The sequence below is a fragment of the Paenibacillus sp. MDMC362 genome (assembly GCF_003269305.1).
Taxonomy (GTDB): Bacteria; Bacillota; Bacilli; order Paenibacillales; family Paenibacillaceae; genus Paenibacillus_AQ.
Genome location: NZ_QLYT01000051.1, coordinates 52,103 through 76,131, shown reverse-complemented (window position 1 = coordinate 76,131; position 24,029 = coordinate 52,103). Strand labels below are relative to the sequence as shown.

The window sequence follows — 24,029 nt, the reverse complement described above, 5'->3', positions numbered from 1 at the left end:
GAGGACGAAGTCCCTTATGTGGCTTTTAAAAACGAAATACTATATTGTGAGTACTGCTCCCTCTATGCGGTGTGTGGTCCGGGGCATGCTTGAATGGTACCGCGCTTAAAGCATATTTAACGTCGACCAGCTTTTCTCTTAAAGGTCCACATGCCCCATACCATAGAGGCGACAAGGATGAACAGACACCATCCTATTGCCCAGCCGATGTGATCCTGGACAGATCCACCCGTCAGCAACCCGCGAATGGACTCGATGACCGGGGTGATCGGCTGGTAGCTTGCGATTCCTTGCAGCCATGTCGGCATCGTCTCGGTAGGAACGAAGGCACTGGAGAGGTAGGGGAGGAATAGCAGGGCGAATCCATAGCTGCCGGCCGCTGCCGGACTGCCTGCAACGAGGCCGATGGCGGCATAGAGCCAAGTGAAGGCAAAGATGAACAGCGCGATCAAACCGATGGCGAGAATCCAATCCAGAAGTCCGGCCGAAGGTCTGAATCCGACGAGCAGAGCTACAGCGATAACGACGAATGTCGCCAGCATGTTTCGGGCAAGGCTGGCTACCACATGTCCTGTAATGACACTGATGCTTTGAATGGGCATGGTGCGGAAGCGGTCAATGATGCCATTGGTCATATCCTGGGAGACATTGACGGCCGTGCTGGACGATCCGAAGCCGGCGCATAGCAATATGATTCCCGGCACCACGTAGTCTACATACCGTCCGCTGGGATCGAGTGCGCCGCCAAACACATAGGTGAACAGCAGCATCAACATAATCGGCAGCATCATGGCCGTAATCATGGCCTCCGCGTTTCGGATGCTGTGACGTAAGCTGCGACCGATAAAGACGGTTTGGGTAACTGCTAAAGACGCTGTTTTTGAGTTCGAAGCTGTTGCTCTCATTATACAATTTCCTCCAATTTCTTGTCAGTTAGCGACAGGAATACATCATCCATATTTGGTCTGTGAAGACTTACACGCGTCTCGCTAGGAAGCAGGCGAGTCAACTCTTGAAGCGTCTGCGCGACATCCCTAATGCTGCCGTTTGTCGGAATCCTGTGAATCACCTCGTCGTGTACGTTGCGGAGCTCCAGCATTTCACCTCCGACCTGGGTCTTCAGCTCAGCCGGGCTCCCCTCAGCAACGATTCGTCCACTATCCAGGACCGCAATCCGGTCAGCAAGCTGATCGGCTTCTTCCAAATACTGCGTGGTCAGCAGTATGGTGATGCCCTGACTCTTCAATTGCAGGATGATATCCCACAGGGTACGGCGGCTGCGTGTATCCAGTCCCGTGGTCGGTTCATCCAGAAACAGAACGGGACGCGGCACGGTAAGGCTGATCGCAAGATCAAGCCGTCTTTTCATTCCGCCCGAATACGTCTTCACGCGCTTGGCTGCAGCAGCTGCGAGATCGAATTGTTCGAGCAGTTCGGCGGTTCGCAGGCGTGCTTCCGCTACGGATAAACCCGACAGCCTGCATATCATCCGCAGATTCTCTTCCGCGGTCAATACTTCGTCGACGGCAGCAAACTGGCCGGTCAGACTAATGGACTTCTGGACATCCTGCTTGCCCTCTTCGAGATCATATCCGTTGATCCGCACACTGCCTGCATCGGGTGTCACCAAGGTCGATAGGATGTTGATTAAGGTGGTTTTGCCGGCGCCGTTGGGACCGAGAAGGGCAAATACGCTTCCTGCCGGCAGGTTCAGGTTGATCCCGTCCAGGACGGTTTGATGTCCAAAGCTTTTACGCAATTGACGAATCTCAACAGCATAGTTACTCATGTTAGGTTCATCTCCTTGAAATATTAATTGTATATATAATAAACAGTTTAATTGATAATTAGTATATTGTATAAACAGTTGACTTGCAATATGTTTTTTTAAGTATAGACGCTGCGTGAGATTACAGGGATGATGGAGCTTCTGGGTATAAAAAAAGAACCTGGCACGATGTAACAAAACATCGTGTCAGGCTCTATTCAGGAATGTAAGCCAGGGTATAGGTCGGCTTGGCGCTATGAACGATCCGATTCGTCATGAAGCTCCAGTTCAATGACGGTATTGCGCTTGTCGGGAAGCGGATACGTGAAGTGTTCAGGTCGCGCGAAATTCACAAATGCGTCCTCGGTGAATTCCGCTGCGCTCCATGGGCGGCTTAGGAACAATTCGTATCCGTCAGCCAGCAGACGGGCCTTCTTCACCTTGTCGGCCATACCGATGAGATTGATCGGTCCGATGGACTCCTCAAAGACGTGGGCATATAGCTTATTGCCTTTTTGGGTGTACCGACCCCAATCCGGCTTCGGATAATCGGTGGCCGCGCAGCCATAGATACTGTCGCCGTTCTTGCTCATCCAGTCACCGATTTCCTCCAGCACGTCGAGGCTCTCCTTAGGAATAACGCCTCTCGCGTCTGGTCCGACGTTCAGCAACATGTTGCCGTTCTTGCTGACGCATTCCACCAGCTTGCGGATGATCGTGGTTGCCGATTTGTAATTGCGGTCAGCGGCTGCATAGCCCCAGTTGTTATTCAGCGTGATGCAGGCTTCCCATGGGATCGGGGCACCTGTCTGATCCACGACGCCGTGCGGCGGAATGATCTGTTCAGGCGAAGCGAAATCTCCGCTGTAAACGGAAGGATCGGTAGTGTAGATGCTGCCCCCGCTCTCGCCGCTGCCTTCAAGCCGGTTATCGATAAGAATATGCGGCTGGAGTTCGCGGATCATCTTCATCAGCTCGGTAGCGCGCCACACCTCGCCGCGCATGTTATCATAAGAGAAGTCAAACCACATGATATCGAGTTTGCCGTAGCCTGTCAGCAGCTCCCGCACCTGCCCATGCATGTAATCCAGGTATCGGTCGAAGTTTTTCGGATCGCGCTTAAAGGCTTCGTTCGCCCGCATCGGGTGAATGCGGTCCCCATAGGCCGGATAGTCCTCATGGTACCAGTCAATCAGCGAAAAGTAGAGTCCGACTTTAAGGCCTTCTTCACGGAATGCTTCCAGAAACTCCTGCACGAGGTCCCGCCCGGCTTTGGTATTCGTTGATTTATATTCGGTCAGTTTGCTGTCGAACAAACAGAATCCGTCATGGTGCTTGGCCGTCAGCACCGCATATTTCATGCCAGCTTTCTTGGCCGCTCTGGCCCACTCCCGAGGATTATAGTCAACGGGATCAAATTCATCGAAATAGGTCTGGTAGTCTTCGATGCTCATCTGTTCCGTGCTTCGGAGCCATTCGCCTCTGGCCGGAATGGAGTAGAGCCCCCAGTGGATGAACATGCCGAAACGGTCGTTCTGGAACCATTGCACGCGCTGGTTTCGATCGTGGATGACTTGATTGGTTGGAGTGGTAGTCGTTGTCATGGATTCAAACCTCCGATTCTTGGAATTGTCGAGTTTGATTTTAACAAGAATGTGTTAGTATGAATAGATAATTACTTAACTCTGACGGGTATTATAATAACTTTAGAGGATAATCGAAGATGAAGAATGAACGAAATGAACATGAAGCCATTCAGCAGATGCTCCTGAACATGCAGGTTCAGATCTGGGAGGCCGAAAGAACGCAGTGCTGGCCGGAGTGGAAGGAATTCGACTACACCGTGTCTTACAACAAGCTCTATTTTATCCTGGATGGGGAAGGATGGGTGAAGATCGGCGATGAGGAGCTGTATCCCGTTCCGGGTCAATTAGTTCTGATGCCGGCACGCACCAGACAATCCTACTCCGTCATCAGCGGCCGTCCCTATCTTAAATACTGGTCGCACTTCTCGGCGACCGTAGGCGATTCCGACGTGTTTTCCTGGTTGAGCGTTCCTTATTGTTATGATTTATCGGGTAATGCGGAGATTCCGTCATTATTCCAGCAGCTGGTGGAAGCGCATCGTACCGGTACGATAGCTGCGCGGTTAAAGGAAAAGTCGGTGATGCTGGACATCCTGTCCCGCGTGTTCGAGCACCAGCAGCCGCAGATTCATACGGACAAAATGGAAGATATGGGCAGGCTCCACAAAGTGCAGCAGTACATTAAGAATCACCTGCATGAGGAGATTACGCTGGAGCAGATGGCGGGAACGCTGCATTTGCATCCGAATTATTTTATTAAGTACTTCAAACGGCATTTTGGGATCACGCCGCAAAAATATCTAAGCCTCAAGCGGATGGAGCAGGCCAAACTCATGCTAAGAACGACCTCTCTAAGCATCAAAGAAATTGCGGACGCAACCGGCTTTGAATCAGCGAACTATTTCTCGAAAACGTTTCGTAAAGAGGTTGGTTACAGCCCCTCGGAATATCGGAACAATATATAGCAAAAAAGAGGCTGTCCCTGAAATTCGATTCGGGGATAGCCTCTATTCTTCTGGTCAGGTTTGCCTAAAAACCTTTTCCTCCAAGCGGCTTAAGCTTGAGCGGCTCCGCACCGGCGATCAGCGGGCGCCCGCGCTGCAGCAGCTCGGACGTGTCGGCTCCCTGCAACGAAGCGGCATGCGCGTCTTGGCTGCGCCACAATTCCGTGACCCATACGGCATTCGGATCGCTGTCCGAAATGTTGACGATATAGAGCTCACAGTCTACGTTATCGCGAAGCATCGCTGCCGCTTCGAGCAGGATCTCCGCAAGTTCATCCCGTTTACCGGGATGGGCAATCAGCTTTCCGTACATCGCGAACTTCTCCATCGGGTTCACCCTTCCTTTTTGGTCATGTCGCTTAACATGCGTTCGTAATGGAGCGCCATGCTTGTCGTGATCTCTGACAGTTTGAGCACGAGAGAAGCGGGCTCCAGAATGGTTAAAGCTTTGCCGTAAGGGAGTAGAAAATAGGGAACATAGGACATCAGCGAAGACGTATCCAGTTGGAAATGAGCTTCTCCATCACGACGTTTCACGAGAGTATGTCCAAATAACCAATGCTGGCTTAATTCATTCAGTACATGCTCATGGCCTTGGACGACGACATGGATCAGTGGTTCACGGCTGCCTGAATCGGGCAGAAGACTGCCGAGCAGTACATCCTTGGCCGAAAAGTCAGCGGGCCGTTCAAATACATGTTCTGTCAGCTCCAGCCCGATGATCCGATCCACGCGGAAATTGCGAATCTCTTGGCGCAGATGGCAGAAGCCGGCAGCATACCACTGACCCTTCCAATGGATGATGCCGTAGGGGTCGAAGTTTCGGACGACGCGCTCGCCTTCCCTGCCCTTCGAATACGACATCTTCAAGGTTTGTCCTTGCGCCGAGGCATTCTCCAGCGTCTGCAGCAACGGCTGAAGCCCGGTATGGACAGGAGGCTGCAAAACCGAGATGCCGCTGCTGTGCCGTTCGATCTGATGAAGCTGCTCCTCATTTGTATAAAGCTTCAGCTTGTCGATCGCCCGCTCCAGCGCGTCCGTATACGGATAGCCGGTTTCTTTGGCAAAGATCGAAGCGTGCACTAATGCTTTCTGCTCTTCGGCGTCAAACATCAGCGGGGATTCCGCGAACTGCCCGAGGATCCGAAAGCCGCCGTTCGGCCCGGAATCGGCAATGATGGGCGCGCCGCTGGCGCATAACGAATCGATGCAGCGGTACACCGTTCGGACATGGATTTCCAGCTCATCGGCAATTTGCTGTGCGGTCATCTTCTTGCCCGAGCGGAGCATCCACAAGATCGACAGCATATTATCCGCTTTGGACATCTAGATTCGCTCCTTCCAGGGTGGGATGATCCCGAATGTTTTACGTTTAAGTAGATTGTATCTTTTCTACACGAGCGGGTCCATGCCCTTGTCGATCCAGGAATCGTAGGTCGGGCCGTAGAGTTCGGGAATCCGCAGGCCGGCTTGTCTCATCAGCACCGTCATCTGTCCGCGGTGATGCGCTTGATGAACCAGGGTAAAATGCAGGAATGCCGCATTTGTCCATGGCTCTCCGTCGAATTCGCGGGTAGCGCGAAGATCCTCCTCGCTCCACTGGGACTGAACCGCATCCAGAAGGGCATGCCGAATCCGGCGGTAGCGGTCCTGAATCTCGGCGGCCGAATCGGGGGTTTCCTGCTCGCGGGACGGGCCATCAAATTGCAAACCGAGCATGGTCATGTACTGAATCGACATCACCAAATGCCAGGCCAGCTGTCCAAGCGTGCGATGCTGCTCCGTCATAGCGGTTTTGAGCGATTCGTCGGTTAAAGCGTTCATGACTTGTTCGGTGATATGCGCCTCTTTTAACCATTCAGTCTTAAAATCCTCTATACTCATGTTCATGTGTAACCCTCGCTTTGGTTTAGGATGTGTGCTGCAAGTCGAGTATATTACACCATTCCTGACAGTTACGGTCAGTAATTATGGGCGATACGAATTTATTTATTCCAGGGTTTAGCCGAATATTGATCTGATGGTCTGCAGATCCTTCATCAATTATAATGTATGAGATTTAAATTTCGTGAAGGAATATAGGGGGGACAGCATGCAGGAAATGCTTCGTGAAATCCCGGGAGCTCAAGAATGGATCGTCATTCAAGCGATTGATAAGGGCTGGTCGGCAGATCGTAAATATTATGTCCAGGATACGCAAGGCAAGGAGTGGCTCCTTCGGCTGTCCGACATCTCTCAATACGAGAGGAAGCGGTGGGAGTTTGAAACGGTAAAAAAGCTTGATCCTATCGAAATGCGTATGTCCCGCCCGATTGATTTTGGGATATGCCATGATGGCAGCCAAGTGTTTTCCCTGTTCACATGGGTTCCGGGAGAAGATGCCAGGGATGCCATTCCATTGCTGGATTCTGAGGAGCAGTACCGGCTGGGCGTTCAGGCAGGCCAATATTTATGCAAGATGCATCGCATTCCGGCTGAAAGCGGCGTTGATGCGTGGACGGTTTATTATAATTCCAAGATGGATAGGTACATCAAAAATTATGAGAGCTGCGGCATCCGGCTCGCAGGTGCTGAGAACATCATTCGTTATATGGAAGAACATCGGCAACTGCTTGATGAGCGACCCCGTTCTTTTCAGCATGGGGATTATCATGTCGGCAATATGGTGGTTACGCCTGAAGGCGAGCTGGGCATCATCGATTTCAACCGGGCGGATTCCGGTGATCCTTGGGAGGAGTTTAACCGGATTACGTGGGATGCTGCCATTAGCCCGTGGTTTGCTTCCGGTCGTATTCACGGATATTTCCAAGGTGGAGAGGTACCGGAATCATTCTTCAGATTAATGGCACTTTATATCGCGAGTAATCAGATTTCCTCGATACACTGGTCAATTCCATTCGGTGAGCAGGAAGTGGAGGTTATGCTGAATCAGGCTCAGGAGGTACTGAACTGGTATGAGGGGTTCCAAACGCATATACCCAATTGGTATAAACCGATGCCGGGGTCATCTTAGCCTATCATTGACAGGATAGCAATCTAGAAGAATTTATTGATGCAACAGCATGATACGATATAAAAAAACAGATGGAGGTTTGTACTCATGTCATCAGCGGATATTCGGTTTGTCGGCGGAAACAATATTGCCCTTAAAATTCCGAAGTACAAGTATGAGGAAACCGTGCATTTTTACAAAGAGGTGTTGCAGCTGCCCTATTTGGGCTTCAAGGATGGTTCACACCTCTTTCAGCACGGTCCGAACAATCTATGGCTGGATTGCATGACTCACTATGCTCAGCAGGATGTCTGGTTAGAGGTCACTACGGATCATCCCGAGACGGCCGCTTCGTATTTGAGAGAGCACCAGGTGGATCGCAGGGATGAGGTGGAGGTTTACGAGAACTCGCAGGGCTACTGGATATCCGATCCATGCGGGACGATCATTCGGGTGAATCCCAGAAAAGCGAGTGAATAGACAAGCCCGGCGAATGGTTAGCCGTTGGCGACGCGCATCCCTTGAGACGTGAAGCTATGTCGAAGCGTCCAACCACGCATTCGGTAAAATTTTTTGCTCACTACATTCCATGAACCGGGACACAAAAAAACCAAGCATCTCCTATCCAAGAAAAAGATTGTGACAGGGATGCTTGGTTTAACTTTTTGCTGAGAATGAGGAATTACGCTACGGCTTCAGAACCACCTTGGTGCAGTCTTCTTCATGATCGTTAAATATCCGATAGGCATCGCTTGCTTGCTCCAGTGGAAGACGGTGGGATACAATCTCGGTTGGGTCGAATTCCCCGGCGGTGATCTTCTTGAACAGCTCCGGCATATAATGGATGACGGGGGCTTGTCCCATGGTAAGGGTAATGTTCCGTTCAAAAATATGGCCGAGCGGGAACATATTATACAATGAACCGTATACGCCGGTCAGCTGAATCGTGCCGTATTTGCGAACGGCATCGATGGCAATATCGATTGCGCTTAACGTTCCGCCCTGGAGCTTCAGCTTTTGACCGATGGCTTCCATGGTTGACTTCTTGCCGTCCATGCCAACACAGTCGATCACAACATCCGTGCCGCCCTTGGTGATCTCGCGAATGTATGCGCCCATATCATCATAGTCTTCAAAATTGAAGATCTCCACGTTGTTCATCCGCTTTGCTTTTTGCAGCCGGTAAGGGAGACGATCCACAGCGATTACCCGTTTGGCCCCCTTCATCCAGGCGAATTTCTGGGTCATCAGACCGATCGGTCCACAGCCGAGCACCGTCACGGTATCGCCCGGCTTCACGCCGGCATTCTCCACGCTCCAATAGGCAGTAGGCAGAACGTCGGACAAGAAGAGAAGCGCCTCATCCTCCAGCTCGCATGACTCGGGAATGACAAACGGCATAAAGTTCCCGTATGGCACGCGCAAATATTCAGCTTGTCCGCCAGGGTAGTTGCCGTAGCGCTCGGTGTAACCCAAGAACCCTCCGGCATGGACATCCGGATTGCCATTGGAATTGTCGCATTGACTCTCCATGTCATGATTGCAATAGTAGCAGTGGCCACAAGAAACATTGAACGGAAGAACGACACGGTCGCCTTTTTTCACGCGGGTTACGTTAGCCCCGACCTCTTCTACGATCCCCATGGGCTCATGGCCGATCACGAAATCTTTAGCCGTAGGCATAGCCCCTAGGTAAATATGAAGATCGGAACCGCAAATAGCTGTAGAGGTGATGCGGACGATAATATCATCCTGGGTCCGAATAGATGGATCCTCTACGTGTTTGACCTGAATGTCTTTTGCGCCTTGAAATGTGACTGCTCTCATACGTTCCCTCCTTATGCGGTGTACAGAAGTTCTCTTTTTTTAATACCCGCTATCCACTTGTATTAACATCCCCGCCGCTATTCATGCATATGCGCTAATACGCGCAAAAAACATAGTTTGCGGAAGAAAGGCAAATGCTAAACATCGCATAATTACGGTAATGCTGCCCGAACCTCAACAATGACAAACGTGTAAAAGTGAACCGGCTCCGCGAACCTCGATGACAAACGTGTAAAGTGAACAGGCTGCACAAACTGATGACAAACGTGTCAAAGGGGATAAATGTAGCAAACGTGCCAAATGAGTCAAATGGGATTTACCGGACACAGGATACGTTATTTGCTCTGATAAGAGCTAAACTTTGATACTTGCGGACATGAGTTCCGTTATTTGCATAAAAAGTCCGTTTTTCCGCAGCAAAAAGGTTAAATAACGGACTTGGTGTCCGTTAGGATAAGAGAATTACCTGAAATATGGCGAATAACGGATCTGTAGTCCGTTGGAAGCCGCTTGTTTGGTGATGGCAGCCGTCTATAGGTTATGAAATCCGCGTGTTTTGGTGATAGTAGCCGTCTGTAGGGATGAAATCTGCTTGTTTGGTTGATAGCCGCCGTCTGTTAGGGATGGATTAGCATGTTTGGTGATGGTAGCTGCAAGTTGGTGATGGAATTCACTTGATTGGATAGCAGCTCATGTTGGTGATAGAAGAGTAAGTTGGTGATCGTAGCCGCTGTTGGTGATAGCAGCCGCTTGTTCCGGCATCCCAACAGTTTTTGTAAGACACCCCATGGCCGATTTCTTTGGTAAAACGAAGCAGCAGGTCAATGATCGGTGTATAGATGACATAAGGGCTTTTCATATAACAAAAGAACGCGTATAGGCAGGGATTCGGTTATCCCGCCATACGCGTTCTTTTTTAGGATCGTTACTATGACTCGTCGGCGTTGGCGTCAAAAGTTTACACGAGCTTCAAATACTCAACGATCGTCAGCAAGCCTTTATCGAAATTCTCCAAATTAAAATGCTCGTTCGGCGCATGCAGATTCTCGTCCGGCAAGCCAAAGCCCATCATGACGGCAGGAGCGTTCAGCGTGCTGGACAGCTTCTCCACGATCGGGATGGACCCGCCATCCTTCGTAAAGAGGGCGCGCGTGCCGTAGACATTTTCGAATGCGTCCGCGGCTTTTTGCAGCATCGGATGGGACGGATCGATATTGAAGGCGAATGCTTTTTCCTTCGGTTTAAACGTAATCTTCGAACCGACTGGAGTGTGGGCATGCAAGTGGGCTTCAATTGCGTCAAGGACCGCTTGCGGATCCTGGTCTGCTACCAGACGGCACGTAATTTTGGCATGGGCTTCCTTCGGAATGACCGTCTTGCTGCCTTCACCCTGGAATCCGCCGTACACGCCGTTCAGCTCAAGGGTCGGACGCGCTCCTACGCGTTCAACGAAGGAGAATCCTTCCTCACCGTACAGGGAATCGAGGCCGAGATCCTGCTTCAGCTTATCCTCGTCGAATTCCTGCTTGGCAAATTCTTCGCGCATTTCCGGGGACAACTCCAGCACTCCGTCATAGAAGCCTTCTACGGCGACACGGCCCTGTTCGTCATGAAGCGAAGAGAGTAAGGACACCATCGCATGCAGGGCGTTCGGCACGCCGCCGCCATATGTACCGGAATGAAGGTCGGTATTGGCTGTTTCCAGAGACAACTCCAGGGAGCACAATCCGCGAAGGCCCGTGGAGATGGCCGGTTTGCCAGGTGCGAGCAGGGACGTATCCGAGATCACGATGGCGTCCGCAGCCAGCTTGTCCTTGTTATTGTCAAGATAGAGCGGGAGGTTCGGACTGGACACCTCTTCTTCGCCTTCGATGCAGAACTTGATGTTGACCGGAAGCTCCTTCTCTTGCTTCAAAATCGCTTCGACGGCTTTGACATGCAGGAAAAGCTGGCCTTTGTCGTCCGTTGCTCCCCGTGCGTACAATTTGCCGTTGCGGACAGCCGGCTCGAATGGCGGCGTATCCCACAGATGAAGCGGGTCTACGGGCTGCACGTCATAGTGGCCGTAAACGAGCACAGTCGGCTTGCCTTCGGCATGCAGATAGTCTGCCGTAATAATAGGATGTCCAGCCGTTTGATGAACTTCCACATGCTCGAGGCCTGCTTCCGTCAGCTTGCCTGCGAGCCACTCGGCGGCCTTTGCCACATCGTCTTTGTGCTCGGATAGTGCCGAAATGCTCGGAATGGACAACCATTCCTTCAACTCATTCAGATGGGTTTCACGGTGTTCAGCGAAATACGCTTTATAATCAACGCTCATGAATATGGATCCTCCTTCGATTTACATTGGCATTCGAAAAGATGCCGTATCTTACTATTCTAACCGTTTTTCGGAGAATACGAAATATTAGCCGGAACAAATCGGAAACTTGTCTGGAATCCCATCCGCCGCTGTCATGCAAAATGGTTCAAAAGATTTCTCCAGAACATCCGCAGCGCCGGACTGATCAGCTTGTTGCGGTGGCGAACAACATAAATCCGGCGCTCGGACAGCCAGGTCGGAATAGGTCGTGCTTGAAGTCTCCCCTCTGCCAGTTCTGATTGTATGGCCGCTTCTGCGATCATGCCATACCCCAGCTGGAAGCTGAAATAACGGAAGGATCGGTCTTCCTAAATAATATATTTCTATATAAAAAGAAATACGCAGCATCACTGGCCAATCGTGATGCTGCGTATTCCACTCGAAGTTCTATGATCACCAGAGGGTTAATCAGAATTGATCCCAACCGTTTCCGATTAACTGGCGCTGCAAAAATGGCAGCTGACGCTGCTGCTCAATGAACCGCTGACGCTGCTGTTCTTGTATTTGTTGTTGTGAACGGAATTGCTCTTGCAAATGAGGTGGTGTTAGCGGCGGTTCAGCAGCATATGCTCCATGTTGGGGTTGATCCTGGGCTTGAAATTGCTGCTGGAACAGCTGTTGCTGTTGTTGCTGCTGAAATTGCAGCTGCTGTTGCTGCTGTTGAAGAAGCTCATAGTCCCGATTACCAGAGGTTTCTTGATGGTAATAGTGCTGATTATGATGCGACGCAGGCTGTTGATGCTTCATCTGCCCTTGCACTTGCCCCTGCTGCAGGCAGTTTTTGGGCGGACCGATGACAACCGTATCGGTAATCGGGGCCAGGGTGTCTTTGACTTTGTCTTCATCCAGGCAGTATGTGTGCGCGAACACGCTGGCTGGCGTCAATCGCAAGAGATCGGAGCCTGCAATGAATTCAGGCACCGGTGCGTCAAAGACCGCGATCAGGTGCGTGTTGTCAACCGTCGCCATTTCATAATGCCACCAGCCCTGGGGTACGAGGGCTACTTGACCGGGCATTACCTTGAAGTTCAGCAGCTCCTTCGTGAACGGATTGACCATGGAGACGATGGCTGCGCCTGTAATGACATACACCAGCTCGGATGCATTCTGGTGGGTATGCGGCTCCACCACATTGCCTGTGCTGAGGTGAATATCCAGCAGGGAGGCGTTTCCAAGCGTGTTCAATTCTTTTACGGAGAGAGAATAGATGAAATTCTGATTGTCTTTCTTGAATGTTTGATTGTTTCTCAGATCATAAGTATAGCGAACAGATGGAGAGGTGAAATCCATATAAGAGACTGCCACTGTGATTCCTGCCCTTCATAATGTAATAGGCGTTTGACCCATAAAATACGGTATTCCCATAGGCAAGCATACGTGAGCCCATTTTTGGAACCAGCAGCATGCAAGCCACCCTTGTGAGGGTGGCTTGGGGAAATTTCATATGATGGAGCAGGCGAGGTCAGGCCGATTTCGGGATGGTAACCGGCGACTTCCGTCCGGCCGAGAAGCTGACCAGTCCAGCGGTCAGGCCAAGCGCGAGCACGAATCCACCGAGCCATGGGTGATATTGAAGCGTGGATGTCGTATTGACCATGAAACCTCCTGCACCCGCGCCTGCGGCTAACCCGAGATGGACAATGGAGGTGTTTAAGCTGAGGATCAGATTGGAAGAGCCCGGTGCTTGCTGGATAAAATAACTCTGAACGGCCGGACCCGCCGCAAACATGGACAGGACCATGATTCCCATCAGGACGAGTCCTATGAACGATTGACCGGCGAGCAGCGGAAGAAGCGCGAATACCGCGATATGAATGAGCGTGCTGAGCGTAATCACTTTCGCGGGCCCAAACCGGTCGACTCCATATCCGCCGAGCCTCGAGCCGATCGCTCCAAAAACTCCAAAGCCGAGCATAACGATACTGATCCCTGGTGGCGCAATATGGAAAATATCCTGGATAAATGGCGTAACATACGTAAACAGTACCGAGTTGCCGGATTCCCGGAAGAACGTAAGCAGCAGCGCGCTTACGATGACGACGCTCCCCAGCACTTTGAATTGCTGGTGAAAGGGAACAGGAGTATCCCCTTCAACATCCGGCAGGAGTCTGATCAGGACAAAGGCGACCAGCAGACTGAGCAGAGCCAGCAGCAGAAAGATCGATTGCCAGTTCAGCAGATTCGTGATCCATATTCCGATCGGAACGCCGAGCACCATGGCGCTGCTAAAACCCAGCACGATGGTACCGATGGCGCGGCCTAACTTATCCGGGGTTACCAGTTTGGCTGCTGTACCCATTGCGGCTACGAGATACACCCCTGAGCTTACCCCCAGGATGACGCGGGAGCCCATGAGCAACCATACTTCGGTGCTGAAATAGGAAACGAGACTGCCGGCAATGAACAGCAGTAGAGAGCCGAGCAGTACTTTTTTACGGTTGAACCGAGCGGTGAGCGAGACCAGAAACGGTGTTCCGATCGCAAAAGCAAGCGAATACGCGGTAATCAACTGGCCGGCAAAGGCCAAGGAAATATGAAGATCGTCTGCGATCGCATACAGAATACCCGAGACGACCAGTTCCGAGGTGGCAGTAAGAAAAACCCCAAGCGCCAATAAATATATCGTGAATCGATTCATATCTTATTCATCCCTTCGTTAGAAGATTTATACCCTCTGCGATCATGGCTAGCACATGCCGCAAGCGGGTTGGTACAACTTGAAATCTCTTTGTGTTTGTATTATAAGTAAGACGCATATATTATGTAAGAAGGCAAAGTATTTGGATATTATCCAATCATTTTGACTAACTTACAATTAGTTAGCGATGGGGTGAGATCGTGGAACCTGTTAGAGAAGAACTGCAGGAAACGCCGGCGTTCAATCATATCTGCTCGGTGCTGCAAATTCTCGGAGCCAAATGGGCGTTTCTAGTCATCGCGCAATTAGCCGAAGGACCGAAACGATTTAATCAGCTTCACCGGGATGCTGCCATCATCAAGACGCAATCCTTAACGGATGTGCTGCGGCATTTGGAAGGCAGCGGGATCGTAAGGCGCGAGGTATTTCCGACCGTTCCGGTCTCCGTGGAATATTCATTGACCGACAAGGGATTGGACTTCCTGGATTCTTTGAAGGAGATGGAGAAGTGGGCCGAAAAATGGGGAGTGGAACAATCCTCGTGACTGCTGCCACAACAATAGTACACATATCAAAAAACTCATTTCCGAAGTGTATAACAGGAAATGAGTTTTCTTTTTTTTGAAAATTACGTATTCTTATAGATAACATTTTCAGATTTGGTTCGAAGGATAGGGAGGTGGTCACCGCTTGCGAATCCATAAAGTTAACCTGCTGACAAAATTATTGATTTCCTATTTGCTTGTGCTGATGTTTCCCGTGATCGTCATCCTGTGCTATTACTATCCTTATTCGGCAGAAGTGGTGAAAGAGAAGGAGATGGACTGGAATGCGCATATTACGGAGCAGTTCATGACATCGATGGATACGTTTACAAGGTATGTGTACAATTTACCGTTTGAGCTGGTGCAGAACCGGGAATTCAAGATGTATAAGGCGGAGGAAAGCGACTACCAGCGGGTGCTTATTGCCAATGAGATGAAAAAATACAATGCAACCGATGCGTTTATTTACAACACCTTGCTGTATGTGAAGAACATCGGTTATTTGTTTTCCAAAACTGGAAGCGCATACAGTCTGGAAGACCTCTCCATTCCGGGTGTTGGTTACTATTATGAAAACTGGGCCCACGAAGATATGATCCAGACCCTGAATGATCTTCATTCTCCAGTCGTGAGGCCTGTGGAGAATGTGGTCGTGCCCGGCAATAACCGGGTCAGAATGCTGACCTTCGTGCAGCCGCTGCCGGTAGGGGGCTCGAATTCCCCCGGGGCCGTCATGATCATGATCAGGGAGGATACGATTGTCCGGATGATGAAATCCGTTTCGGAAACCTACAGCGGCGATTTTTTTGTGTTAGACGGCCAGGGAAGGCGATTGGTATCCTCCAGCGATGCGTCATACCAATCTTCGGATGATTTCAAGAAGCTTGTGCATCGCTTAGGGGAAGAGTCAGTTTCCTCTTCGGGTATTCATACCATCAGCGGATCGGACTATCTGGTATCGTCCTCGGTATCGGATAAGAATGGCTGGAAATACGTGAGTTTGCTGCCGGTATCTAAGTCCCTGCAGGGCATTCGGACGATTCAGCTGAATACGGCTATCCTGGTCGGGCTGATTCTGCTGCTTGAAGTGTTCATCATCTATGTATCCATCCGGAAGAACTACCAGCCGATTCGCCGTCTGGTTGATCTCGCCGTACATGTGTTTGAACCACTGGAGCGAAAACCGATGAACGAGATTGATACGATCAAATATACATTGGAGGAGCTTTCGCAGGCTAACAGCAAGCTGGACGAGCACGTGAGGGGATCGTTGCCGATTATGCGGGACAACCTGCTGTTTGAGCTGGTGAGTGGGCATATTCCAGACTGGGAGAGCTTTGAACAGGAAGCCCGCAGAGTCGGCATCCGGTTTCATCATGATAACTACACGGTTGCCGTGTTGTGCTGCGAATCGGATGGAGCAGGGCTGGACAAGATACTGGCTTGCTGCCGGGATTATGAGGGGCTGCTGCCTGATGATGCCCAAGGCTGCTTCTTCAAGAGCATCTATCAGCAGGAATTGATTCTGGTTTGCTCCCATACAGCCGATTTCCCTATCAAATTCTGCATGGAGCGGCTTCATGATGAAATATTGGAGCGTACGGGCCAACAGACGGCGATTGGCATCGGCAAGCCTAGCGCAGCCCAATCGCCGGTGGATCTCCATCTCTCCTACCTGCAGGCGCTCCGCACCGCGGAGTTTCTGCGCATCCGGAAGACCGGGACCGTGCTGATCTTTGATAATCTCGAGATCCCCCAAACCGGAGCCGTCTCCTATTTTGCCGAAATTCTGCAATCCCTCGAGCTTGCGATCCTTAAGAACGATGCGGCCATGTTGGCCTCTTTGGCGGAGCGGATGATCGGTTACTTAAGCAATGACAGCCTGCCGCCGCATATGATACGGAGCGTGTATCTCAATACGGTTACCGTCATCTTCAACGGCCTCCAGCGGTTTCGTCATGACGATCAGAGCCTGCTTCGGCTCACCGAGGCGGCATTCAACCACCGTTATACGCTGGAGCAGATGATCGGGATTATCAGGGAGAGTTATGCCAAGCTGTGCGAGATGATCAGCGAAACGCTCCCCGTGTCCCGTACGGCAACGCAGGAAGAGATTCTGTCCCTCATAGCGGAGAAAGGAATGGATCCAAACTGCTCGCTGCAGATGATGGCCGATTATTTTGATATGTCGGTCTCCAACTTCAGTCATCACTTCAAGAAGACGATGGGGCAGAATTTCAAAGAGTATATCGATCAGCTCCGCATCCAGAAATCCATTCAGCTTCTACGGGACAGCGAGGAGACCCTCGAATCCATTTCCCAACAGGTCGGATACACCAACACCTCGAGTTTTATCCGTTCCTTCAAAAAAATGGTGGGTACGACACCCGGACAATATCGGAATACGCATAAAGCATAAAACGAAGACCGCTGATGCTGGATACGGCAGCTTACAGCGGTCTTTTGTCAAAACTTTTCGTTATGCTGGCGCTTTTTTGAAGCTGGGCAGGTCATTTTTTGAACATATACAATATTTGAATTCCCTGTAGCGATCCGGGCTGGTTGCGCTTTCACTCTTTTGATTATAAGCGCTTTCAAAAAATGAAGATGCTTAAAAAACTGTCCGTTTACGGGGCTCTTCCCCTCCGTTTAGAGTGAAATGTGTCCCAAGGCAAGGCCGATACATGGCCGCATACCCCCATGGACCAAGACCAACAAACGAAACCAGGAGGTAATGGAATGAAGAAAAGGGTAAACGTTTTCATCTCGCTCGTCGCCATCACAGCCATGTTGTTAACAGGATGCAGCGGGGCCGGAGGTGACACGAACGAGTCAGCCGAAACGCCCGGGGATCAAACAGGCAAAAAAGTAAAACTCACCGCCATCATTACCAAGCATCCGCTCACGAAGCCGCTAGCCGAAATGGAGTGGCTGCAAAAGGTTGAGGAGACGGCGGGCGTGGACATCGAATGGCAGGAGATTACCGCGGATTGGGGACAGAAGAAAGGGACGATGCTGGCCAGCGGCGATATTCCTGATCTGTTCATCGGGCCGAACGTCATTACGGATGCGGACTTTGCGCAATTCCAGGGCTTATTCCAGGATCTGTCGGGCATGCTGGATCAGGCGCCCAACGTACAGAACATGTTTAATGAAAAACCGGATACGAAAGTGATTGCCACGCAGTCGGACGGTAAAATCTACGGTCTTCCGAAATATCAGCGGTTCTGGCCCGCTACCGCCAGCAGGCAGTTCATTAATCAGCAATGGCTGGATCAACTCGGCTTGAGCATGCCGACCACATGGGATGAGCTGTATGAAGTCCTCGTGGCCTTCAAAGAGAAGGATGCCAACGGCAACGGCGATCCGAATGATGAGATTCCGATGGATTGGCCGGGAGGCATCGGCGGATATTTTAACCCGGCGGTGCTCCTGGGCAGCATGGGCATTACGCTGACGGACGGCAGCGGACAGGGCTATTTCGTAGAAGACGGTCAGGTGAAGAACTTCCTGACGGATGACCGGTACAAAACGATGGTCGTGTTTCTGAACAAATTGTACAAGGCGGGTCTGATTAACCCGGAAGTATTCACGCATGATTATACGAAATTTCAATCCATCGCGCGCGGGGAAGGAGATACGGCCAAGGTCGGCTTTACCTGGGGATGGGTGGCGTCCGACCGGTTTGGCGAGCAGCTGGCAAAGCAGTATGCTTCCATGCCGCCGATGAAGGTGTCGGCAGATTATGCAGGGGAGCTGTCCTGGAGCTACGATCATTACTCCCTGAATTATGGCACCAATCATATCGTCATGTCCGCCAAGACCAAGAACAAGGAAGCGGCCATGAAATTCATCAACGAGCTTTATGCGCCCGAGGTGGGCATGCAGGTGCTGTTCGGATCCCTCGGACCGAATATTAAAGATAACGGAGACGGTACATATGCCGTTCTGCCTCCAGCCGATGCAAAGATGGATCCGGGCACATGGAAATGGACCTCGACGATGGCGGACCACGGCGCATTTTATATCCCCGATACCTTAGAGCTGACGCTTGGCACCGATATGCAGGAGGTGCTGGGTCAATCGGAGCCGCTGGAGGCGGCCTTGGACGTGGATCCCGATAAAGACGTGTTCCCCGGCATGTTCATCAAGTATTCCACCATGGACAATAACGCCATGAGCCTGAACAACACGAATGTAATGAATCTGGCGGAATCCAGTTTTGCCAAATGGGTGACCAAGGGCGGCGTGGAAGCCGAATGGGACGCGTACATCAAGGAAAGCGAGAAGGCAGGCCTGAAGCAGAATCTAGAGATTATGCAAAAATATTACGACGAGTACATGAATCAAAACTAGGAGGGAGGATATGGAATCACGTAAAAGACAGAACACCTTCAGACGAGATTATCAGCTGTGGATTATGATTTTTCCGGCTATTATCGTCATCCTGTTGTTTAACTATATCCCGATGTACGGCATCCAGCTTGCTTTTCGGGACTACGATTTCAGCAAAGGCTTGACCGGCGGCGAGTGGCGAGGGCTTGCTTACTTTCAGCAATTCATCGACAGTTACCTGTTCACGGATCTAATGCGGAACACGTTTCTGATCAGTCTGGCCACGATTGTGCTTGGCTTTCCGGCTCCGATCTTATTGGCCCTCATCCTTAACCAGATCCGCAGAAAAAGAATGAAGCAGCTGATGCAGACTACCGTATACCTGCCCCATTTCATATCCATTATCGTGCTGGTCGGCATGCTGAATTTGCTGTTATCCTCCGAAACCGGAGTTGTCGGTCACTTCATGAAGGCGGTGGGGCTGGGACATATCAATCTGTTGGCATCCACCTCGACCTTTATCCCGGTGTATGTGCTTTCCGACATATGGCAGCACTGCGGCTGGAACAGCATTATCTATCTTGCAGCCTTGTCCACCGTGGATCCCCAGCTGTATGATGCCGCCAAAATCGATGGGGCCAGCCGATGGCAGACGATCCGGTATGTCGACATCCCCGCCCTCATCCCGACCATCATCATCCTGTTCATTCTCAGCATGGGGAATATCCTCGGGACCGGCTTTGAGAAAATATTCCTGATGCAGAATTCGCTGAACCTTCCCGTCTCGGAGGTCATAGCCACCTACGTCTATAAAATCGGGATCATCTCTAATCAATTCAGCCTGGCTTCGGCCATCGGTTTGTTTAACACGCTCATCAATTTCGTATTCTTGTATGCGATGAACACGATCTCGAAGAGAATGTCGGAAACGAGCCTATTCTAATGATCGGGGAAGGAGAAACGGTTGTGGAACATGAATATACGAGAACGCGTTTAAACGGCAAGGAGTTAGCGTTTAAGATCACATTGGGTTTTCTGTGCAGTATGATTTTTCTGCTGATTGCCTATCCGCTGTACTTTATCATCATTGCTTCGTTCAGCGACTCAACGCTCGTCTCTACGGGGAAAGTCCTGTTTATCCCCAAAAATATTAGTTTTTTCGGTTACCAGGAGATTTTCAAGGATATGCGGATTTGGACCGGATATCGGAATACGCTGTTTTATACGGTGTTCGGCACCTTGGTTAACATGCTGTTCACGCTTCCGGCAGCTTATGTGCTATCCAGAAAGGAATTCCGCGCCAGACGGCTGATTATGTTTATGTTCGTGATTACGATGTTTTTCAACGGCGGGCTGATTCCCACCTATTTGCTGATGAAGGGGCTTAGTCTGACGAACACCATCTGGGTGTTTATTCTCCCCTTCTCCGTGAATGTGTTTTATTTGATCATTGCGCGGACCTTTTTTGAGAACTCGCTGCCGCAGGAGCTGCATGAGGCGGCTGTCATGGACGGCTGCTCCCATTTCACCTTTTTCTTTAAAGTGGCCTTGCCGCTGTCCAAAGCGTTGGTATCCGTCATCGGACTCTATTATTTGGTGGGGCACTGGAATGACTTCTTCACCGCGCTGATCTATATCCGAGACACGAAGCTCCAGCCGCTGCAAATCGTTCTGCGGGATATTCTGCTGTCAAACCAGGTATTCTCGAGCGGTGCCGGAACAGGCGGGGATGCAGGGGGGTATGCGCAGCGATATGCCGACCAGATTAAGTACGGGGTCATTATTGTATCGACGCTTCCGATTCTGCTCATTTATCCGTTTATGCAAAAATATTTCGAGAAAGGCGTCATGATCGGCTCCATTAAAGGTTAACGCGTCCGGTAAATTTACGAATCAAGTTTCAGAGGAGTAGACAAAAAAAGGGACAGTCCCGAAAGATCCAGGATCTGGCGGGACGTCCCTATTTGTATGTTAAATAAAGCCGATGGATATGGGTGATTGCCGCCGTCACGCTAGAGGGCAGGGTGCCAGCGGCGTGCAAATGGGATCAGGATTCATGGAGGCTTTCATCCGTAAAGTAGATTCCGTTGCCGGAATCATCCTTGGCACTCAACCAGAGGCCGTCCGGAGTTTCACCCGGTTCGCCAATAAATTGCAGCTTGCCGGGATTGTTCTCGTATATTTCCCGAACAGATGGCACGAGAAAAACAGGTCCGGCTGCATCCGGGCCTCCTTCCGAGACTTGTTCAACCATCAATTCAACGTCGGTACCGGGAAGCTTGAAGGCGACCGTGTAATCTCCTTCGCGCCATGATTCTTCCAAACCGAGCGTGTCGCGATAGAGGGTCTTGCCTGTCTTGATATCTTTGACCGGAACAAAATAAAAAATAACGTTGCCTTCCATGTTCTCACCTCGAAATAAAATATAGTTTCGTGATGTAAAATAACTGGGTTATATTTAACATAACTGAGTTATGTTTTATAATCAAGCTGTTTTTTTAGAAATGGCTATTCACAGCTATCAAGCATTATATCTCTTAAATTGTTGCTATGTTAGAATTTAGATATCTTTACATGAACGTTTCGGAGGGAGTTACATGAGTCATATACCAATACCGGGTACCACGCAGCACAAACTCATACAGGCAGGATTGAAGCGTTTTGCCGAGATGGGATACCACAAAGCGGAAGTTGACGACATTGCTGCCGATGCCGGAGTGACCGTGGGAGCTCTATATCATCATTACAAATCCAAAAAGAAATTTTACGGCTTGCTTCGTGATGACGTAACACTTCGAATATTGGATCGCATGGAAGCTGTTGCCGATGCAGCCCCTCCCGATCAGCGCCTGAAATCGGCTCTATTGACCGCTTACGACAGCATGATTCGCCTTAAAACGGGGCGATTGCTGTCTGAGCCCGATCCCCGTAAAGGAGACAATCCCGTTGCCCGTTATCTCGGTCAACTGGCCGCAGCATCAGGGGAAGAGGCTGGCGAAGAAATGGGCATTCTGCTGGCGGAGGCATTGCGTGCCGCGTTTGCGCAAGTCGTGGAACATGACGGCAGTGAGGCTGCCATGAGGTTGGTACTAAACAGATTGTTAACGTCATGAATGGGATGTTTTAATGTAACGGTTATGACTGATTCCGGATCATATCCACGAAGTTCATGGCGGCAGCAGATAACGGTTCATGCTTGCGGGTGCAGACCGCTATGATATTTTGAAGCTCGATTCCATCGACAAAGACCCGGCTTAGTTCGCCGCGTTCCACATACTCTCGTACGACGAGTGAGGACACAAAGTTTGCACCGTATCCGGCAATGACGGCCATAATCGCTTCGTGCAGACCGTTGAATTGCAGCGTAATCCGCGGGGAAGGCGCGCTATGGGTACGGCATAAGGCAAATAATCGTTCGCGCGTTGAACTGCCTTCCTCCCGCATAACAAAAGGCTCTCTCATCATCTCTTCCAGGGAGATACGCTGATTGGCATAGCGGTGATCGGGGGATACGACAAACCATAACTCATCCCGGAACAGCTCCTCGATCTGTATCGTATTCGGAGATTCCTCTGGCAGGCCGCCGTATATCGCAAGGTCGACATTCATATGTAACAGCTGCTTAAGCGCATCGCTTGAATTCGTGGTGGTAATGCTCATCTCTACTTCTTCGTACCGCTGCTTGTATTTCGCAAGCCAGGCCGGCAGAAGAAAATGGGAAGGAAGATAGGTAGCCGCCAAGCGGATCTGTCCCCTCGAACCGCTGCGGTAATCCAGGCAGAATTGTTCAATCTGCTGCTCGACGGAGAAGAGTCTTTTGGCAAGCGGAACGAGCTCGGCTCCGGCCGCCGTCAATCCGATGCCCCTGCCCTGCGGCTTGAACAGAGTTAGGGAGAGTTCTTTCTCGAATTTTTTTATCTGGGCTGTTATGGCGGGTTGGCTTATATTCAACAATTCAGCAGCACGGGTAACACTGCCCGTTGTGGCGATAACGTGAAAGAGCCGTAATGCGTGCAAATTCATGAGTGTCGCACTCCTATCTATTCATACATTTAAGTTATATAAGTCCTTTAAATATATATTATATCTATAATAATAAATCACATACAATGATTTTGTAAGATCCATATATGGAGAATAAGGGAGGAAGCGGACATGAAAATGAAGGATGCTGCAGCTGCAATTTGGGATAAAGTAGACGATTACGTTACAGAACATTTGATTCCTTATGATGAGGTTCTGGAGAGGGTCTTAGCTGCAAATCGGGAGGCCGGATTGCCGGAGATTGATGTATCCAGGACTCAAGGGAAGCTGCTGAACCTCATCGTTCAGATCAAGGGTGCGAAACGAATTTTGGAGATCGGTACGCTGGGAGGTTACAGCACGATCTGGATGGCCAGAGCGATTGGGGATGGGGGGCGGCTGATTTCACTGGAGCTCGATCCGCATCATGCCGAGGTTGCCACATCCAATATTGCGTTGGCCGGACTGGAGGATCGGGTGGAAATCCGGATAGGCGATGCTGTGCTGCTGCTGGAGGAGCTGGCCAAGGAGAAGGTGGAGCCGTTCGATCTGATCTTCATTGATGCCGATAAACCGAACAATCCGAATTATTTGAAGTGGGCGTTACAGTTCTCACGGCCGGGCACCGTCATGATTAGCGATAATGTGATCCGGAATGGAGAAGTTATCGATCATCACAGCACAGATCCTCGGGTGCACGGTATACGCACATTCATGGATATGCTGTCCGCCCAATCCGCGATTTCCGGCACGGCGATTCAAACGGTGGGAAGTAAGGGGTATGACGGCTTTTATATCGGAGTTGTATCGTGAGCTAGACTGGAACATCGTTCCATTTAAGGCGATCTGTAACAGGTTAATAGCAGAAGGGAAATGAACGCGCAGCAATCGGATTCGGCTTTATTTGAAAAAAAGGAGGGTGTCCCAAGATCTTAGATCTGGTGGGATA

General features: G+C 50.5%; 23 protein-coding genes. 10 read left to right on the top strand and 13 right to left on the bottom strand.

Annotated features, from left to right (window positions below; genetic code table 11):
• Positions 1-116: 116 nt before the first annotated feature.
• The 3 genes from DP091_RS23965 to DP091_RS23955 all read right to left on the bottom strand — a co-directional run bounded on the left by DP091_RS23965 (position 117) and on the right by DP091_RS23955 (position 3,372).
• Positions 117-905 (bottom strand): ABC transporter permease, encoded by a 789-nt coding sequence (locus tag DP091_RS23965; protein WP_181469910.1) that lies wholly within the window; start codon positions 903-905, stop codon positions 117-119.
• Positions 905-1,789 (bottom strand): ATP-binding cassette domain-containing protein, encoded by an 885-nt coding sequence (locus DP091_RS23960; protein WP_113060609.1) that lies wholly within the window; start codon positions 1,787-1,789, stop codon positions 905-907. Before DP091_RS23960 ends, DP091_RS23965 begins: the two co-directional genes overlap by 1 nt.
• A gap of 233 nt (positions 1,790-2,022) precedes the next feature.
• The gene (locus DP091_RS23955) at positions 2,023-3,372 is read right to left on the bottom strand and encodes an alpha-L-fucosidase (RefSeq protein ID WP_113060608.1); all 1,350 of its coding nucleotides are present in this window, start codon (positions 3,370-3,372) and stop codon (positions 2,023-2,025) included.
• A gap of 119 nt (positions 3,373-3,491) precedes the next feature.
• Here DP091_RS23955 and DP091_RS23950 point away from each other — a divergent pair, with 119 nt between their 5' ends.
• Complete coding sequence (locus DP091_RS23950; RefSeq protein ID WP_113060607.1) at positions 3,492-4,319, top strand: AraC family transcriptional regulator; 828 nt, start codon at positions 3,492-3,494, stop codon at positions 4,317-4,319.
• A gap of 64 nt (positions 4,320-4,383) precedes the next feature.
• Here DP091_RS23950 and DP091_RS23945 read toward each other — a convergent pair whose 3' ends face one another.
• The 3 genes from DP091_RS23945 to DP091_RS23935 all read right to left on the bottom strand — a co-directional run bounded on the left by DP091_RS23945 (position 4,384) and on the right by DP091_RS23935 (position 6,248).
• Positions 4,384-4,686, bottom strand: coding sequence for a putative quinol monooxygenase (locus DP091_RS23945; protein ID WP_113060606.1), 303 nt, complete (start codon positions 4,684-4,686; stop codon positions 4,384-4,386).
• A gap of 5 nt (positions 4,687-4,691) precedes the next feature.
• On the bottom strand, positions 4,692-5,684 hold the full coding sequence (locus tag DP091_RS23940; RefSeq protein ID WP_113060605.1) for a helix-turn-helix transcriptional regulator: 993 nt from the start codon (positions 5,682-5,684) through the stop codon (positions 4,692-4,694).
• 66 nt (positions 5,685-5,750) lie between these two features.
• Entirely contained in the window at positions 5,751-6,248 is a 498-nt protein-coding gene (locus DP091_RS23935; protein ID WP_113060604.1) for a DinB family protein, read from the bottom strand.
• A gap of 202 nt (positions 6,249-6,450) precedes the next feature.
• On the opposite strand from DP091_RS23935, the gene DP091_RS23930 reads away from it, so the two are divergent.
• Together DP091_RS23930 and DP091_RS23925 are read left to right on the top strand one after the other, a co-directional pair.
• Positions 6,451-7,371, top strand: coding sequence for an aminoglycoside phosphotransferase family protein (locus tag DP091_RS23930; RefSeq protein WP_113060603.1), 921 nt, complete (start codon positions 6,451-6,453; stop codon positions 7,369-7,371).
• A gap of 87 nt (positions 7,372-7,458) precedes the next feature.
• Positions 7,459-7,830 carry a hypothetical protein gene (locus tag DP091_RS23925; RefSeq protein ID WP_113060602.1) on the top strand — a complete coding sequence of 124 codons (372 nt, stop codon included), beginning with the start codon at positions 7,459-7,461 and terminating at the stop codon, positions 7,828-7,830.
• A gap of 207 nt (positions 7,831-8,037) precedes the next feature.
• Here the strand turns inward: DP091_RS23925 and DP091_RS23920 are convergent, their stop codons facing one another.
• From DP091_RS23920 to DP091_RS23900, 5 genes are all read right to left on the bottom strand, one after another.
• Entirely contained in the window at positions 8,038-9,177 is a 1,140-nt protein-coding gene (locus DP091_RS23920; protein ID WP_113060601.1) for a zinc-dependent alcohol dehydrogenase, read from the bottom strand.
• A 958-nt stretch (positions 9,178-10,135) separates the two neighbouring features.
• Positions 10,136-11,497, bottom strand: coding sequence for a dipeptidase (locus DP091_RS23915; protein ID WP_113060600.1), 1,362 nt, complete (start codon positions 11,495-11,497; stop codon positions 10,136-10,138).
• 134 nt (positions 11,498-11,631) lie between these two features.
• Positions 11,632-11,802 carry a LysR substrate-binding domain-containing protein gene (locus DP091_RS23910; protein WP_113060599.1) on the bottom strand — a complete coding sequence of 57 codons (171 nt, stop codon included), beginning with the start codon at positions 11,800-11,802 and terminating at the stop codon, positions 11,632-11,634.
• Between the two features lie 145 nt (positions 11,803-11,947).
• Positions 11,948-12,844: a cupin domain-containing protein gene (locus DP091_RS23905; protein WP_113060598.1), complete on the bottom strand. Its 897-nt coding sequence runs from the start codon at positions 12,842-12,844 to the stop codon at positions 11,948-11,950.
• Positions 12,845-13,001: 157 nt separating this feature from the next.
• On the bottom strand, positions 13,002-14,177 hold the full coding sequence (locus DP091_RS23900) for an MFS transporter (RefSeq protein ID WP_113060597.1): 1,176 nt from the start codon (positions 14,175-14,177) through the stop codon (positions 13,002-13,004).
• Positions 14,178-14,377: 200 nt separating this feature from the next.
• Between DP091_RS23900 and DP091_RS23895 the strand changes: the two genes are divergently transcribed.
• The 5 genes from DP091_RS23895 (at position 14,378) to DP091_RS23875 (ending at position 20,929) form a co-directional block, all read left to right on the top strand.
• Complete coding sequence (locus DP091_RS23895) at positions 14,378-14,722, top strand: winged helix-turn-helix transcriptional regulator (protein ID WP_113060596.1); 345 nt, start codon at positions 14,378-14,380, stop codon at positions 14,720-14,722.
• Positions 14,723-14,867: 145 nt separating this feature from the next.
• Positions 14,868-17,141 (top strand): helix-turn-helix domain-containing protein, encoded by a 2,274-nt coding sequence (locus tag DP091_RS23890; RefSeq protein ID WP_113060595.1) that lies wholly within the window; start codon positions 14,868-14,870, stop codon positions 17,139-17,141.
• Between the two features lie 320 nt (positions 17,142-17,461).
• The gene (locus DP091_RS23885) at positions 17,462-19,078 is read left to right on the top strand and encodes an ABC transporter substrate-binding protein (protein ID WP_113060594.1); all 1,617 of its coding nucleotides are present in this window, start codon (positions 17,462-17,464) and stop codon (positions 19,076-19,078) included.
• Between the two features lie 10 nt (positions 19,079-19,088).
• A complete protein-coding gene (locus DP091_RS23880) occupies positions 19,089-20,000 on the top strand; it encodes an ABC transporter permease (RefSeq protein WP_113060593.1) in 912 nt (303 codons plus the stop codon).
• Entirely contained in the window at positions 20,000-20,929 is a 930-nt protein-coding gene (locus tag DP091_RS23875; RefSeq protein WP_113060592.1) for a carbohydrate ABC transporter permease, read from the top strand. Before DP091_RS23880 ends, DP091_RS23875 begins: the two co-directional genes overlap by 1 nt.
• A 175-nt stretch (positions 20,930-21,104) precedes the next feature.
• Here the strand turns inward: DP091_RS23875 and DP091_RS23870 are convergent, their stop codons facing one another.
• Positions 21,105-21,461 (bottom strand): VOC family protein, encoded by a 357-nt coding sequence (locus tag DP091_RS23870; protein WP_071223220.1) that lies wholly within the window; start codon positions 21,459-21,461, stop codon positions 21,105-21,107.
• A gap of 193 nt (positions 21,462-21,654) precedes the next feature.
• Here DP091_RS23870 and DP091_RS23865 point away from each other — a divergent pair, with 193 nt between their 5' ends.
• Positions 21,655-22,170, top strand: coding sequence for a TetR/AcrR family transcriptional regulator (locus DP091_RS23865; RefSeq protein WP_113060591.1), 516 nt, complete (start codon positions 21,655-21,657; stop codon positions 22,168-22,170).
• A gap of 22 nt (positions 22,171-22,192) precedes the next feature.
• On the opposite strand, the gene DP091_RS23860 is transcribed toward DP091_RS23865, so the two are convergent.
• Positions 22,193-23,080 (bottom strand): LysR family transcriptional regulator, encoded by an 888-nt coding sequence (locus tag DP091_RS23860; protein WP_113060590.1) that lies wholly within the window; start codon positions 23,078-23,080, stop codon positions 22,193-22,195.
• A 132-nt stretch (positions 23,081-23,212) separates the two neighbouring features.
• Here DP091_RS23860 and DP091_RS23855 point away from each other — a divergent pair, with 132 nt between their 5' ends.
• On the top strand, positions 23,213-23,893 hold the full coding sequence (locus DP091_RS23855) for an O-methyltransferase (protein ID WP_113060589.1): 681 nt from the start codon (positions 23,213-23,215) through the stop codon (positions 23,891-23,893).
• Positions 23,894-24,029 lie beyond the last annotated feature (136 nt).

What these genes read in the sequence shown, in the direction of transcription:
- DP091_RS23965 (WP_181469910.1), bottom strand. Translation starts at nt 905, where the DNA reads ATGAGAGCAACAGCTTCGAACTCAAAAACAGCGTCTTTAGCAGTTACC.
- DP091_RS23960 (WP_113060609.1), bottom strand. Translation starts at nt 1,789, where the DNA reads ATGAGTAACTATGCTGTTGAGATTCGTCAATTGCGTAAAAGCTTTGGA.
- DP091_RS23955 (WP_113060608.1), bottom strand. Translation starts at nt 3,372, where the DNA reads ATGACAACGACTACCACTCCAACCAATCAAGTCATCCACGATCGAAAC.
- DP091_RS23950 (WP_113060607.1), top strand. Translation starts at nt 3,492, where the DNA reads ATGAAGAATGAACGAAATGAACATGAAGCCATTCAGCAGATGCTCCTG.
- DP091_RS23945 (WP_113060606.1), bottom strand. Translation starts at nt 4,686, where the DNA reads ATGGAGAAGTTCGCGATGTACGGAAAGCTGATTGCCCATCCCGGTAAA.
- DP091_RS23940 (WP_113060605.1), bottom strand. Translation starts at nt 5,684, where the DNA reads ATGTCCAAAGCGGATAATATGCTGTCGATCTTGTGGATGCTCCGCTCG.
- DP091_RS23935 (WP_113060604.1), bottom strand. Translation starts at nt 6,248, where the DNA reads ATGAACATGAGTATAGAGGATTTTAAGACTGAATGGTTAAAAGAGGCG.
- DP091_RS23930 (WP_113060603.1), top strand. Translation starts at nt 6,451, where the DNA reads ATGCAGGAAATGCTTCGTGAAATCCCGGGAGCTCAAGAATGGATCGTC.
- DP091_RS23925 (WP_113060602.1), top strand. Translation starts at nt 7,459, where the DNA reads ATGTCATCAGCGGATATTCGGTTTGTCGGCGGAAACAATATTGCCCTT.
- DP091_RS23920 (WP_113060601.1), bottom strand. Translation starts at nt 9,177, where the DNA reads ATGAGAGCAGTCACATTTCAAGGCGCAAAAGACATTCAGGTCAAACAC.
- DP091_RS23915 (WP_113060600.1), bottom strand. Translation starts at nt 11,497, where the DNA reads ATGAGCGTTGATTATAAAGCGTATTTCGCTGAACACCGTGAAACCCAT.
- DP091_RS23910 (WP_113060599.1), bottom strand. Translation starts at nt 11,802, where the DNA reads ATGATCGCAGAAGCGGCCATACAATCAGAACTGGCAGAGGGGAGACTT.
- DP091_RS23900 (WP_113060597.1), bottom strand. Translation starts at nt 14,177, where the DNA reads ATGAATCGATTCACGATATATTTATTGGCGCTTGGGGTTTTTCTTACT.
- DP091_RS23885 (WP_113060594.1), top strand. Translation starts at nt 17,462, where the DNA reads ATGAAGAAAAGGGTAAACGTTTTCATCTCGCTCGTCGCCATCACAGCC.
- DP091_RS23880 (WP_113060593.1), top strand. Translation starts at nt 19,089, where the DNA reads ATGGAATCACGTAAAAGACAGAACACCTTCAGACGAGATTATCAGCTG.
- DP091_RS23875 (WP_113060592.1), top strand. Translation starts at nt 20,000, where the DNA reads ATGATCGGGGAAGGAGAAACGGTTGTGGAACATGAATATACGAGAACG.
- DP091_RS23870 (WP_071223220.1), bottom strand. Translation starts at nt 21,461, where the DNA reads ATGGAAGGCAACGTTATTTTTTATTTTGTTCCGGTCAAAGATATCAAG.
- DP091_RS23865 (WP_113060591.1), top strand. Translation starts at nt 21,655, where the DNA reads ATGAGTCATATACCAATACCGGGTACCACGCAGCACAAACTCATACAG.
- DP091_RS23860 (WP_113060590.1), bottom strand. Translation starts at nt 23,080, where the DNA reads ATGAATTTGCACGCATTACGGCTCTTTCACGTTATCGCCACAACGGGC.
- DP091_RS23855 (WP_113060589.1), top strand. Translation starts at nt 23,213, where the DNA reads ATGAAAATGAAGGATGCTGCAGCTGCAATTTGGGATAAAGTAGACGAT.